13 protein-coding genes are annotated in these 12,395 nt (G+C 65.7%); 6 read left to right on the forward strand and 7 right to left on the reverse strand.

Going from position 1 to position 12,395, the window contains the following annotated elements:
* Positions 1-293: 293 nt before the first annotated feature.
* The 4 genes from ACODS0_RS18535 to ACODS0_RS18550 form a co-directional block, all read right to left on the reverse strand.
* The gene (locus tag ACODS0_RS18535) at positions 294-1,433 is read right to left on the reverse strand and encodes a zinc-binding dehydrogenase (protein ID WP_488836349.1); all 1,140 of its coding nucleotides are present in this window, start codon (positions 1,431-1,433) and stop codon (positions 294-296) included.
* Between the two features lie 214 nt (positions 1,434-1,647).
* Entirely contained in the window at positions 1,648-2,889 is a 1,242-nt protein-coding gene (locus tag ACODS0_RS18540) for an MFS transporter (RefSeq protein WP_488836350.1), read from the reverse strand.
* Between the two features lie 3 nt (positions 2,890-2,892).
* Positions 2,893-3,888, reverse strand: a complete 996-nt coding sequence (locus ACODS0_RS18545; protein WP_488836507.1) for an alpha/beta hydrolase — start codon at positions 3,886-3,888, stop codon at positions 2,893-2,895.
* Between the two features lie 254 nt (positions 3,889-4,142).
* The gene (locus ACODS0_RS18550) at positions 4,143-4,613 is read right to left on the reverse strand and encodes a cyclophilin-like fold protein (protein ID WP_488836352.1); all 471 of its coding nucleotides are present in this window, start codon (positions 4,611-4,613) and stop codon (positions 4,143-4,145) included.
* A 96-nt stretch (positions 4,614-4,709) separates the two neighbouring features.
* Here ACODS0_RS18550 and ACODS0_RS18555 point away from each other — a divergent pair, with 96 nt between their 5' ends.
* From ACODS0_RS18555 to ACODS0_RS18565, 3 genes are all read left to right on the forward strand, one after another.
* Positions 4,710-5,600, forward strand: coding sequence for a LysR family transcriptional regulator (locus ACODS0_RS18555; protein WP_228894988.1), 891 nt, complete (start codon positions 4,710-4,712; stop codon positions 5,598-5,600).
* Positions 5,601-5,749: 149 nt separating this feature from the next.
* Positions 5,750-6,229: a MerR family transcriptional regulator gene (locus ACODS0_RS18560; RefSeq protein ID WP_488836354.1), complete on the forward strand. Its 480-nt coding sequence runs from the start codon at positions 5,750-5,752 to the stop codon at positions 6,227-6,229.
* Positions 6,156-6,557, forward strand: coding sequence for a carboxymuconolactone decarboxylase family protein (locus ACODS0_RS18565; protein ID WP_488836356.1), 402 nt, complete (start codon positions 6,156-6,158; stop codon positions 6,555-6,557). The genes ACODS0_RS18560 and ACODS0_RS18565 overlap by 74 nt, the downstream gene beginning before the upstream one ends.
* A 39-nt stretch (positions 6,558-6,596) precedes the next feature.
* On the opposite strand, the gene ACODS0_RS18570 is transcribed toward ACODS0_RS18565, so the two are convergent.
* Both ACODS0_RS18570 and ACODS0_RS18575 read right to left on the reverse strand, forming a co-directional pair.
* A complete protein-coding gene (locus ACODS0_RS18570; RefSeq protein ID WP_488836358.1) occupies positions 6,597-7,184 on the reverse strand; it encodes an Lcl C-terminal domain-containing protein in 588 nt (195 codons plus the stop codon).
* Positions 7,185-7,286: 102 nt separating this feature from the next.
* Complete coding sequence (locus ACODS0_RS18575) at positions 7,287-8,288, reverse strand: LysR family transcriptional regulator (RefSeq protein ID WP_488836360.1); 1,002 nt, start codon at positions 8,286-8,288, stop codon at positions 7,287-7,289.
* A gap of 164 nt (positions 8,289-8,452) precedes the next feature.
* Here ACODS0_RS18575 and ACODS0_RS18580 point away from each other — a divergent pair, with 164 nt between their 5' ends.
* From ACODS0_RS18580 to ACODS0_RS18590, 3 genes are all read left to right on the forward strand, one after another.
* Positions 8,453-9,544 (forward strand): tartrate dehydrogenase, encoded by a 1,092-nt coding sequence (locus ACODS0_RS18580; RefSeq protein ID WP_431152811.1) that lies wholly within the window; start codon positions 8,453-8,455, stop codon positions 9,542-9,544.
* A 168-nt stretch (positions 9,545-9,712) separates the two neighbouring features.
* A complete protein-coding gene (locus tag ACODS0_RS18585) occupies positions 9,713-10,672 on the forward strand; it encodes a Bug family tripartite tricarboxylate transporter substrate binding protein (protein ID WP_488836509.1) in 960 nt (319 codons plus the stop codon).
* 37 nt (positions 10,673-10,709) lie between these two features.
* Positions 10,710-11,483: a GNAT family N-acetyltransferase gene (locus ACODS0_RS18590; protein WP_488836363.1), complete on the forward strand. Its 774-nt coding sequence runs from the start codon at positions 10,710-10,712 to the stop codon at positions 11,481-11,483.
* Positions 11,484-11,719: 236 nt separating this feature from the next.
* Here the strand turns inward: ACODS0_RS18590 and ACODS0_RS18595 are convergent, their stop codons facing one another.
* Positions 11,720-12,385 (reverse strand): methionine ABC transporter permease, encoded by a 666-nt coding sequence (locus tag ACODS0_RS18595; RefSeq protein ID WP_488836365.1) that lies wholly within the window; start codon positions 12,383-12,385, stop codon positions 11,720-11,722.
* Positions 12,386-12,395 lie beyond the last annotated feature (10 nt).

Genomic DNA, 12,395 nt, shown 5'->3' on the forward strand with positions numbered 1-12,395 from the left:
CAAGATCCCTTCGGGCGAATTCAGCGCCATGTAATTGGTAGACCAACTGCTTGAGTTTGGTTGAAGCAGTTGCGGGACTTCCCATGGCGGTGGCACTTTGCATTTGCAGGTGCTGTTGCCATGGGGAGTGTTAACTGAACCGCAGGGGCGGGCAGGCAGATCGGGCTCCCTTTGGGAGCCCTTTTTGTTGGCGCACGCGGCGTCGGCTGGCTACATGGCACTTACCGAGCTTGCCTGGCGCCTGCCGGAATGGACCATCCCTCAAGGCACCGGAAGCGCCCCTGCAACGTCGCTTACAGCGACGGGTCGATCAATACCTTGGCACCAGTATTGCGCGGGCCGTAGAACGCAATGGACTCGGCACTCAGCGCGCCTGCCAGCGACACGGTGCGCGCGTAGTGGCTGGCAAAGGTGGTCTTCAGCTCGGCCGCCACGCGCTGGCGCAGCGCCTGGGTGGCCTCTTCGCCAATCTTCTGCAGAAACGGGAACAGCAGCCATCCCCCCATGCCCCAGGCCATGCCAAAGGTGCGGTGCACTTCGGTCGGGCGCGTGTCCAGGTGGCCGTACAGATACACCTGCTTGTGCACGGCCGAGCCGTAGCGGCTGTATTCCTTGGCCTTGCGGTTGATGGCCGCCTCCATGCACTGCAGGATCTGCCCCGCCAGCGTGCCGCCGCCCGTGGCATCAAACGCAATGGTGGCGCCAGTGGCGGCCAGCGCGTCGGTCAGTTCGGCCATGAAATCGGGCGCACTGCTGTCGCACACGTACTGGGCGCCCAGTACGCGCAACAGTTCCGCCTGCTCGGGCTTGCGCACGATGTTGACCAGGCCGACACCATCCTTCTGGCAAATCTTGAGCAGCATCTGGCCCAGGTTGCTGGCCGCAGCGGTGTGCACCAGCGCGGTGTGGCCTTCGCGCTTCATGGTTTCGACCATGCTCAGCGCCGTCAGCGGATTGACAAAACACGACGCGCCCTCAGCCGCCGTGGTGCCGGGCGGCAGCGGCAGACACTGCGCTGCAGGCATGGCGCGGTACTGCGAATACATGGCGCCACCAATCACTGCCACCGTGCGGCCCAGCAGCGCCTGCGCAGCGGGCGATGCACCCGCAGCCACCACCAGACCTGCGCCCTCGTTGCCCACGGGCATGCTCTGGCCCAGGCGTGCCGCCATGCCGGGCATGGCGCGCTCGGGGATGCGGGCCGTGGCCACCGGCCGCTCGGCCGTGCCCGTGACCTGCACGGTGGACAGATCAGCCGGGCCCAGCAGCAGGCCAATATCCGATGGGTTGATAGGCGTGGCCTGTACCTGAATCAGCACTTCGTCAGGCCCTGGCGTGGGCACGGGTGTCGGCTCCAGGCTGATCTGCAAGGTGCCATTGGCTTGTACAAGCGAGCGCAGCTGCAGCGCGGTGGTAGGGATGGATGGGTTCATGGAGGACTCGCAGTGGGGTGATGGAAATGGAGCCGCGCACATGAAGCGGCGCGACGTGGGGGGAGGCTGGGGTGCCAGCAGGTCACAGCCTCTCCACCTGCCGCGCCATTTTTCACCAGGACGCCGGGTTTTGCTGTCCCCTCGGTTTTGCACCCCACATCGCCGTCAGTTTGCTGGCGCGCAATGCACGCGTTCACCCCATCTCCTTCAACCTTCAACTACCGACAAAAGCACGGCCCTCGGCCCTGCCAGAGCGCCAGGTCAGCAAGACCAGCAAAGCGGCCACCAGCAACAAAACAGCGCTGACGACAAAGGTGCTCTGGTATCCGCTGCGGTCAAACAGCAGGCCCCCCACCGTGGAGCCCAGGCCGATAGCCAGTTGGACCACCGCCACCATGAGGCCGCCTCCGGCTTCAGCGTCTTTCGGCATCGACCGGGTGAACCATGTCCACCAGCCCACCGGTGCTGCCGTGGCCACCATGCCCCATACACCCAGCAAGGCCGTGACAGCGGTGAGCTGGTCACCCAGACAGATCAGCGCGATGGCGATGAGCGCCATCAAGACGGGTGCCGTGAACAGCGTTGGGTAGAAGCCTCTGGCCAGCGCCGCGCCGACGAGCGTGGTGCCCACAAAGCCCGCCACCCCGATCACTAGCAGGATGAACGACAAGGTGAACCCACCCACATGCGTGACGGTCTCTAGAAATGGCCGCAGGTAGGTAAACAGCACAAACTGTCCCATGAAAAAGCTGCCCACTGCCAGCATGCCCACGGCAATCATCCGGCGCCGGAGCAGTCTGAAAACAAGGCCAGGGGCCCCAGAGCGCCGGGGCCCGGCAGGTATCGGCGGCAGGCTCACCCACTGCCAGATGAAGGCCAGTACCGCCACCGGCACCAGGCAAAAGAAAGCCCCACGCCAGCCAATCACGGCCCCCAGATAGCTGCCGAGCGGCGCCGCCACCACCGTGGCCAGCGCGTTGCCACCATTGAAGATGGCCAGGGCCCGTGGCACCTGCTGCGCGGGCACCAGCCGCATGGCCGTGGCGGCCGACATCGACCAAAAGCCTCCCACCACCACCCCAATGAGCGCGCGCCCCACCATGTACACCGCGTAGTTCGGCGCCAGTGCAATGACCGCGCCAGATAAGCACATCAGCGCCGTAAGGCCCAGAAGCAGGGTCTTGCGGTCCATCCTGCCTGCCAGCGCTGCAATGCTCAGGCTGGTGAGCACGGCGAAGGCGCCCGATATCGCAATGCCCTGCCCGGCCCAACCCTCACTGACACCCAGGTCTGCGGCCATGGGTGTGAGCAGGCTGACTGGCATGAACTCCGACGCGATCAGCGCAAACACGCAGAGCGTCATCGCAAAAACGCCGCTCCAGCGCGCGGGCTGCGCCGCCGCCCCGTCTTCACCGCCTGTGTGGTGCGGCGGGGCGTCGCAAACCTGGGTGGTCATTGCTTAAGCCAGGTGTTTGCCAAAGAACGCCGTCAACTTGCCCCATGGGATCAGGTTCACACGGTCATACAGATCCACATGGCCCGCACCGGGGACGATGTGCAGCTCCTTCGGCTCGGCAGCGCGCTTGAAGGCGTCTTCGCTGAACTCCTTGGAATGCGCCTGGTCACCCGTGATGAAGAGCATGGGGCGCGGAGAAATCGTCTCGATGTCATTGAACGGGTAGAAGTTCATGAACTTGACGTTGCTGGTCAGCGTGGGGTGGGTGGTGGTTTTGGCTGAGCCGCCCTTGGGCGTGACCTCGCCACGCGGGGTGCGGTAGAAGTCATAGAACTCCCGCTGAATGGGGTGTGTGTCTGCCGTCAGCTCGTGCACCGTGCCACCGGTGTACTGGATGGCCCCGCCACTGAACTCCACGTAGCGCTGCTCGGCAGCGGCGGCAATGATCTGCTTGCGCTGCTCCACAGTCTGCGAGTGGTTCAGCGCATCACGGTTGGCAGCACCCATGTCGTACATGCTGACGGTGGCGATGGCCTTCATGCGCGGGTCGATCTTGGCGGCGCTGATGACAAAGCTGCCGCTGCCGCACACGCCAATGGCCCCAATGCGCTCGCGGTCCACCATCGCCTGCGTGCCCAGAAAATCCACCGCTGCGCTGAAAGCCTCGGCATAGATGTCTGGCGCCACCGCGTTGCGCGGCTGGCCCTCGCTCTCACCCCAGAAAGGCAGGTCCAGCGACAGCGCGACAAAACCCTGCTCTGCCATCTTGGTGGCATACAGGTTGGCGCTTTGTTCCTTGACTGCGCCCATGGGGTGGCCCACAAGAATGGCCGGATTTTTCTTGCTGCGGTCCAGGTTCTTGGGCACAAACAGGTTGCCAGCCACCGCCATGCGGTACTGGTTCTTGAAGGTCACCTTGCGCACGGCCACCTTGTCGCTTTGGTAGAAATTGTCGGCGCCGATGAGCTTGCCGGGCGCTGGCTGCGGCCCCGCTGCCATCGCACTACCACCCGCGGCAGACAGCCCGCCCCATACCGCCGCACCGAAGCCCGCCCGGATGAGGAAGTCGCGCCGGTCCGAGGTGAGGGGGGCTGTGCCGGGTATTGGGTGCCGCGCGTGGATGGTGGAGAGTGTGTTGTGCATGTTCGATGCTCCTGGGGAGGTAGGAAATTGGGAAAGGACGAGAAATCGAGAAATGAAGGCGGGGGTCGAGGGCGCGCCTTCGTGGGACGCTCCAATGCTTTGTCTGCGCGTCAATCGCAGGCGCGTTCGATACGCACCTTCAAAGGCCCCTGGTGCTGCAACGCGGGCAGGCCCGTGTCCACTCTGCCCAGCCGCACCAGGCCGCGTGCATAGGCGTCATCGCCCACGAAAATCGCCAGATTGCCCCAGGGCGCGTAGTAGTTGATGTCACCTGTTTTGGGGGTGATGCCCGCCGGTGCCCCATCCACCGACAGCTTGCGCGGCAGGGTGGCGATGCGTTCGATCTCCGCGTAGTTCTGCAACGTCAGCGACAGCGGCAGTTGGGCCACAAAATCGCGCGCTGCGGCGTTGTTGTCCAGGGTGGCGGTGGCAATGGCACCATCGATATGCAGATGAATTTCCATGGGGCCCTGCTGTGCAAAGGTGGTGGCGGGCATCACCCCGGCTGCCAGGGTGAATGCCAAGGCGACACCCACCAGGGCGCGGCGTTGGAAGGGGTGGGTGCTGATGCGTTGTGCCATGGCAAGAAGTTTGCCCAGCATTGCTTGCGCCGACTAGATAATGAATGGCGAATGGGTTTATAAGGCTGGCTAACCAATCAATCCAGAGAATCAGACATGGCGAGACGCAACCTGAACGATCTGCTGGCCTTTGTCACCGTGGCGCGCGAGGGCAGCTTCACCCGGGCCGCAGCCACTCTGGGCGTCACGCAGTCCGCGCTGAGCCAGACCATCCGTGGCCTTGAAGAGCGCCTGCAGATCCGGCTGCTCACACGCACCACGCGCAGCGTCTCGCCCACACCAGCGGGCGAACGCCTGATGCAAGCCATCGGTCACCGCTTTGACGAGATTGAGGCCGAGCTGGATGCGCTGACCGCACTGCGCGACAAACCCGCAGGCACTGTGCGCATCACCTGCGGCGACCACGTCATGCACACTACGCTGCTGCCCAAGCTCATGCCACTGTTGCACGACAACCCCGACATCACGCTGGAGTTCGACATGAACTACGGCTTTCGCGACATCGTGGCCGACCGTTTTGACGCCGGGGTGCGCCTGGGCAACACCATCGACAAGGACATGATTGCCATGCCCATCGGCCCGCCGCTTCGAATGGCCGTGGTCGCATCGCCCAGCTACTTTGCCGCCCATCCCATTCCCAAAACCCCGCACGACCTGACGGCGCACCGCTGCATCAACCAGCGCATGCCTACCTCGGGCGGCCTGTACGTGTGGGACTTTGCGCGCAAGGGCAAACAGGTCAACGTGCGGGTAGATGGCCCGCTGATCTTCAACACCGCCCCGCCCCAGGTCGATGCAGCGTTGGCCGGGCTGGGCATTGCGCTGCTGCCCGAGGACGAACTGGCCACCCACATCGAAGACGGCCGCCTGGTCCGAGTGCTGGAAGACTGGTGCCCATCGTTCGCGGGCTACCACCTGTACTACCCCAGTCGGCGCCAGCCATCGCCTGCGTTTTCGCTGGTGCTGCAGGCGTTGCAGCTGCGGTGAAGAGACTGCTTGCAAGCACGCGGGCAGCTAGAGATCACGAGGCTGCGAATACGAACAAGGGTTAGACAGCGGCCTGTTGCGACCCCTTGTCACGTTGGAACGATTCAGTGCTTGACTTAGAGTGCACTCCAACTTTCAGAATCGTTCCCATGGCATCCCTCCTCACCATTGCCGAAGTCGCCGAACGCACGGGCCTGACCGCGCACACGCTGCGCTACTACGAGCGCGCGGGGCTGATTGCGCCCGTGGCGCGCGCGCCGGGTGGCCAGCGCCGCTATGCGGCTTCGGACATGGAATGGATCGGATTCCTGCTGCGCCTGCGCGAGACCCAGATGCCCATCGGGCAAATGCAGGCCTTCGCGCGGCTGCGCAGCGAAGGGAACACCACCGCCCCCGAACGGCGCGAGCTGCTGGAGCATCACCTTGCTCAGGTGCTTGCAACCATCACCGCCATGCAGCAAGCCGCACAGGCGCTGCAAGCCAAGATCGCGCACTACCGGGATCTGGAGGCTTCCCTTCGCCACACACCCTCGTCACCCCGCCAAGGAAGCACCCATGTCCCCCGAAACCAATCCCCGTTATCTCCAGGGCCTCGCCAAGCTGCGCGAAATCGACGGCCACGCGGGTGAGCGTGTCGTCGCCAGCCTGGCCGACATTGCCCCCGATTTCGCCCGGTACCTGATCGAGTTTCCGTTTGGCGACATCTATTCCCGACCCGGACTGGACCTGCGCAGCCGCGAAATTGCAGTGATCGCTGCTTTGACTGCGCTGGGCAACGCGACACCACAGCTCAAGGTGCACTTGCAGGCGGCGCTGAACGTGGGCGTCACCCGCGAGGAGATCGTGGAAGTCCTCATGCAGATGGCTGTTTACGCAGGCTTTCCGGCCGCGCTGAACGGACTGGCCGCTGCCCGCGAAGTGTTTGCGGCGGGCGATGCGGAAACGGTGGCAGCATGAGGTGCCTGAGCCGCTACCTGCTCCGCGCGACGTCTGCGGCTACTTCCCCGCCCCCACAGGCGGCGGCCGCACCAGCCGCACGGGCAGCTTGCTGGCCCGCGCCGCATCGCCCCGTGCCTCGCCGGTGGACAGGTTCACGGCCCAGCCGTTGATCATGGCAGCCTGCCGTACGCCATCGCCCGCGCGGCCTTGCGCGATGTTGCCGTAGGTGTATGGATTGACGCTGGGCGCGCTCACGTTGCTGGTAGACGACCAGTGCCATTGGCCTGGCGCGGCGGGGAACAGGATGGGGTTGAGGCCCGGGGGAGACAGCGACTTGTCCACCAGCCGCTGCAGTTCCGCCGCGCGGGGAAGGCGCCAACCCGCGCCCTCGGCCTTCCAGCGGTCGGTGGCCAGGGTGGTGGCTTCGGCGCGGTCCAGCAGCAGGGGCTTGCCGGTGCAGGTCTTGCCCGTCCACTGCATGCCTTCCACACAACGCGGCCAGGCCAGGCCTGCGCGCACATCAAGTACATAGGCGCCATCGGCCGACAGAGACCAGTCTTGGGCTGCGGTGGAGTCGGTAGCCAGCACCGGCAGGGCTGTGAGGGCGCAGGCCAGCGCGACAAAAAGCTGCGAAAGTGGTTTCATGGGTAAAAGCCTGGTCTTGGCAGGGTAGCGGAAGAAGGCGGGCAAAACGGACTGGGATGGCGACACCCTACCCGCACAGCGACACCAGCGCCACCCCGCAGATCAGGAAACCTGCATTGCGCTTTTACCCAGCTTACCCAGCTTACCCAGCTTGCCCGGCTTGGTCGGCTTGGCGGGCACAGCGGCCGGTGCCCCCGACGCTGCCAGCGCCTCGGCCAGAAACCCCACAAACGCCTGCACGCGGGTGGAGAACTGGTGCCGCTGCGGGTACACCGCATAGATATCGGCCGCCGGGGTCTGGTAGTGCGGCAGCACGGGCTCCAGCAGGCCCCGGGCCAGGTGGCGGTTCACGTCCCACTCGGCGCGCATCACGATGCCGTGGCCCTGCAGTGCCCACAGCACGGCGATCTCGCCGTCGTTGGTGGTCAGGTTGCCGGTGATCTTGATCGACTCGGTGTGCGCCTTGCTGCCGCGCCCGGTGGTCAGGCGCCACAGGCCATAGGCCTCATCGCCCTGGCGGATGCCGATGCACTGGTGCTCCATCAGGTCGCGCGGCACGCGGGGCCTGCCGTGGCGGTCGAGGTAAGCCGGTGCGGCGCACAGCACGCGCCGGTTGGGGGCGATGCGGCGGGCGATCACGCGGCCGTCGGGCGGCTCGCCGAAACGCACGCACACGTCGTAGGCATCGTCGGTGATCGGCGGCGGGTGCACCGACAGCTGCAGCTGCACATCCACCTCGGGGTACTGGCGCACAAAGTCCGAGATCACGGGGGCGATGTGCATGCGGCCAAAGCCCAGCGTGGCGTTCACGCGCAGCAGGCCCTTGGGGCTGGCCTTGGACTGCACGATGAGTTCATCGAGCGCATCGATCTCGCGCAGGATGCGGCGCGCGTGCTCCAGCAGCAGCTCGCCCTCGGGCGTGAGGCTCATGCGGCGCGTGGTGCGGTTGACCAGCACCACACCCAGGCGCTTTTCCATCTGCGTGAGGTGCTTGCTGACCGCCGCCGTGGAGACCCCCATTTCGCGCCCTGCGGCGCTCAGGCTGGGGCTGGCGGCCAGCGCAGAAAAGAAGCCCAGTTCTGCGGGCTGGATGGTGGAACTCATCGAATAGCTCTTAACTGCAGGTTAACGATGGATTCACTTTAGCGGCGTTCTTCAAAGGCGTCCAGGCCTACAGTCCCCCTACCGTTTGGTTTCTCCTGTGTCTCTCTTTCACGCCTGTGCCTTGCTGCACAGGCATTTCCAGACCCTTTCACCCAGGCATCTGCATGACAACCTATCAAATCGCCACCATCCCCGGAGACGGCATCGGCAAGGAAGTGATTCCCGCGGGCCAGCGCGTGCTCGAAGCCCTGGCCGCCCGCCACCCCGGCCTGCAGTTCGAGTTCGAAAATTTTGGCTGGGGCGGCGACTGGTACCGCGCCCACGGCGTGATGATGCCGGCCGATGGGCTGGATGCCCTGCGCGGCAAGGACGCCATCCTGTTTGGCTCGGCCGGTGACCCGGACATCCCCGACCACATCACGCTGTGGGGCCTGCGTCTGAAGATCTGCCAGGGGTTCGATCAGTACGCCAACGTGCGGCCCACGCGCATCCTGCCGGGCATTGATGCGCCCCTGAAGCGCTGCACGCCCAAGGACCTGGACTGGGTCATCGTGCGCGAAAACTCCGAGGGCGAATACTCGGGCGTGGGCGGCCGCGTGCACCAGGGCCACCCCATCGAGGCGGCCACTGATGTGTCCATCATGACCCGCGTGGGCGTGGAACGCATCCTGCGCTTTGCCTTCCGCCTGGCGCAGTCGCGCCCCCGCAAGCAGCTCACCGTCATCACCAAGAGCAACGCGCAGCGCCACGCCATGGTGATGTGGGACGAGATCGCCGCGCAAGTGGCGGCCGAGTTCCCCGATGTGAAGTGGGACAAGGAGCTGGTGGACGCCGCCACGGCCCGCATGGTCAACCGCCCCGCCACGCTCGACACCATCGTGGCCACCAACCTGCATGCCGACATCCTCAGCGACCTGGCCGCCGCGCTGGCAGGCAGCCTGGGCATTGCGCCCACCGGCAACATCGACCCCGAGCGCCGCTACCCCAGCATGTTCGAGCCCATCCACGGCTCGGCGTTCGACATCATGGGCAAGGGCCTGGCCAACCCCATCGGCACCTTCTGGTCGGTGGTGATGCTGCTGGAGCACCTGGGCGAGGTGGACGCTGCGCGCGCCGTGATGCAGGCCATCGAACAGGTCACCGCCAACCCGGCCCTGCACACCCGCGACCTGGGCGGCACGGCCACCACGGCGCAGGTGACCGATGCGGTGTGCGCGCTGATCAGCGACGCACCAGCCGCGCGCAAAGCCGCCTGATCGCCCCCCACGGCCCGCCAAGGCGGGCTTGTGAGAGCCCGGCGGGCAGAACCACAAGGCCGCACAGGCCACACACCCGCCGCACCACCATCCTTCAGGAGACAAACCATGCACCGCCCCAACCCCGGCCCCACCCACATTGCTCCCCCGCTGCGCCGTCAACACCTGATGGCACTGGCGGCGCTGGCCGCAGCCGCCTGCCTGCTGCCCGGCAAAGCTGTCCACGCACAGGCCTGGCCTAGCAAACCCGTCACCCTCGTCGTGCCGTTTGCAGCGGGCGGCACCACCGACGTGCTGGCGCGCGCGCTGGGCGAAAAGCTCAGCACCGCGCTGGGCCAGCCCGTGATCGTGGAAAACCGGGGCGGCGCAGGCGCCACCATTGGTGCCGACTACGTGGCCAAGGCCGCGCCCGACGGCTACACGCTGCTGATGGGCGCAGTGCACCACACCATTGCCACCAGCGTCTACAAAAAGCTCAGCTACGACTTTCAAAAGAGCTTTGCCCCCATCACCACCGTGGCCCTGGTGCCCAACGTGCTGGCCGTGAGCGCCACCACTCCCGCCAAGGATGTGAAGGAACTCGTGGCCCTGATCAAGGCCGCGCCCGACAAGTTTTCGTATGGCTCCAACGGCGCGGGCACGGCGCAGCACCTGATTGGCACGCAGTTCTCGACCACCATCGGCCAGCCTGTGCTGCATGTGCCCTACAAGGGCAGCGGCCCGCTGACCACCGACCTGCTGGGCGGCCAGGTGTCGATGTCGTTCGACACCATCACGCCCGTGCTGCCGCACATCAAGGCCGGCAAGCTGCGCGCGCTGGCCGTCACCACGGCCAAGCGGTCCTCGTCGCTGCCCGACGTGCCCACGCTGCAGGAGAGTGGTTTTGCGGGCTTCGACATCGGCACCTGGTTTGGCGTGCTGGCACCGGCACGCACACCCGCCGATGTGGTGGCCAAGCTGAACGCCGAGATGGTCAAGGTGATCCAGTCGCCCGACTTCAAGAAGCGCATGCAGGACATTGGCGCCGAGCCGATTGGCAACACACCCGCGCAGATGGCCGAGCAGATAGCCGGCGACACCACACGCTTTGCCAAGCTGGTGGCCGACCACAAGATCACCACCGACTGACTACGTGCCCGAGGGGTGGGTTGGTATAACACCTGCCATGACGCCCACCACCATCGAGCCCACCGTCCCCGCAGCCCTGATCCGCGCCCTTGAAGAACGCGCCTTCAACGCCTGGCCAGCGCGCCAGACGGTGTTCCACCGGGGCTGGGTGTTCCGGCTGTCGGGCGGCTACACCAAGCGTGCCAATTCGGTCAACGCGCTGTTGCCCGGCGCGCCGTTTGATGGGGTGCGCGAAGCGGCTGCAGTGCTGTACGCACGGCACGGGCTGCCCGCCGTGTTCCGCATCTCGCCCCTGGCCCCGCCCGAGGCCGACCTGGAGCTGGCCGAGGCGGGCTACCAGCACTTCGACCCCTCACTGGTGTTGCACCGGCCGCTGGCCCTGGGTTCGGTCGGCAAGCCCGATGGCAGCACCCATATCAGCACCACGCCCACTGCCGCCTGGCTGGAGGGCTTTGCCGCCGCCAACAGCGTGCCAACGCACCACCGCGCGCTACACAACAGCATGCTGGACCACATCGCCCACCCTGCCGCGTTTGCCCTGCAGCACGACGCCCAAGGTCAGCCCGTGGGCTTTGGGCTGGCGGTGCTGGAGCGCGGCGCCGTGGGCCTGTACGACCTGGCCGTGGCGCCCGAGCACCGGGGCGGCGGGCGCGGGCGCGCGCTGGTCACCGCCTTGCTGCACTGGGCCGCCGAGGCCGGGGCAGCCAGCGCCTACCTGCAAGTGCGCGCGCAGAACACGCCAGCGCTGGGGCTGTACCAGTCGATGGGGTTCAAGACGGCGTATAGCTACCACTACCGGGTGCCGGGTTGAGGGGGTTTTTCAGGCTCCCTCGCCCCTCGCGGGAGAGGGTTGGGGAGAGGGGGTAAATCGATGCACTGTGCCTATGCACCCCCTCTCCCCCGCCCTCTCCCACAAGGGGAGAGGGAGTAAAGACCAGCGCCGCCGTTGGCTCAAAGCAAAGGGGCAAAAATATGTATTAAATTAGCCCTTGGCGCTTAAATATCAAGCACCGGCAGCTATCTATTCAATAGCAAAAAAAATGCAAATCAACGGTGGCTCAACCTGCGCACCGCCCAGTCGCCCATGCTCTGCACGGCCTGCACAAAGAAGATCAGCACCAGCACCACGGCCAGCATGATCTCGGGCAGAAAGCGCTGGTAGCCGTAGCGGATGCCCAGGTCACCCAAACCACCGCCGCCAATCGCACCGGCCATGGCCGAGTAGCCGGTCAGGCTCACGAAGGTGATGGTCAGGCCCGCCACGATGCCGGGCAGCGCCTCGGGCAGCAGCACCTTCCACACGATCTGGCTGGTGGTGGCGCCCATGGCCTGAGCAGCTTCGACGAGGCCGTGGTCCACCTCGCGCAGCGCGGCTTCAACGAGGCGGGCCACGAAGGGTGCGGCAGCAATCGTCAGCGGCACCACGGCGGCGGCGGTGCCGATGGACGAGCCCGTGATGAAGCGCGTGAAGGGGATGATGGCCACCAGCAGGATGATGAAAGGCGTGGAGCGCACGGCATTCACCAGCCAGCCTACGAGCTTGTTGACGGGGCCGTTCTGCAACACGCCGCCGTGGTCCGTGAGGCGCAGGAACACGCCCAGCGGCACGCCGATGAGGCCACCCACGATGCCGGAGATGCCCACCATGATGAGCGTCTCCCACAACGAGGAGGCAAAGAGGTCCAGCATGGCCGGAGTGAAATGGTCGAACATGGCTTTCCTC

The sequence above is a fragment of the Acidovorax sp. FG60 genome, assembly GCF_057808995.1.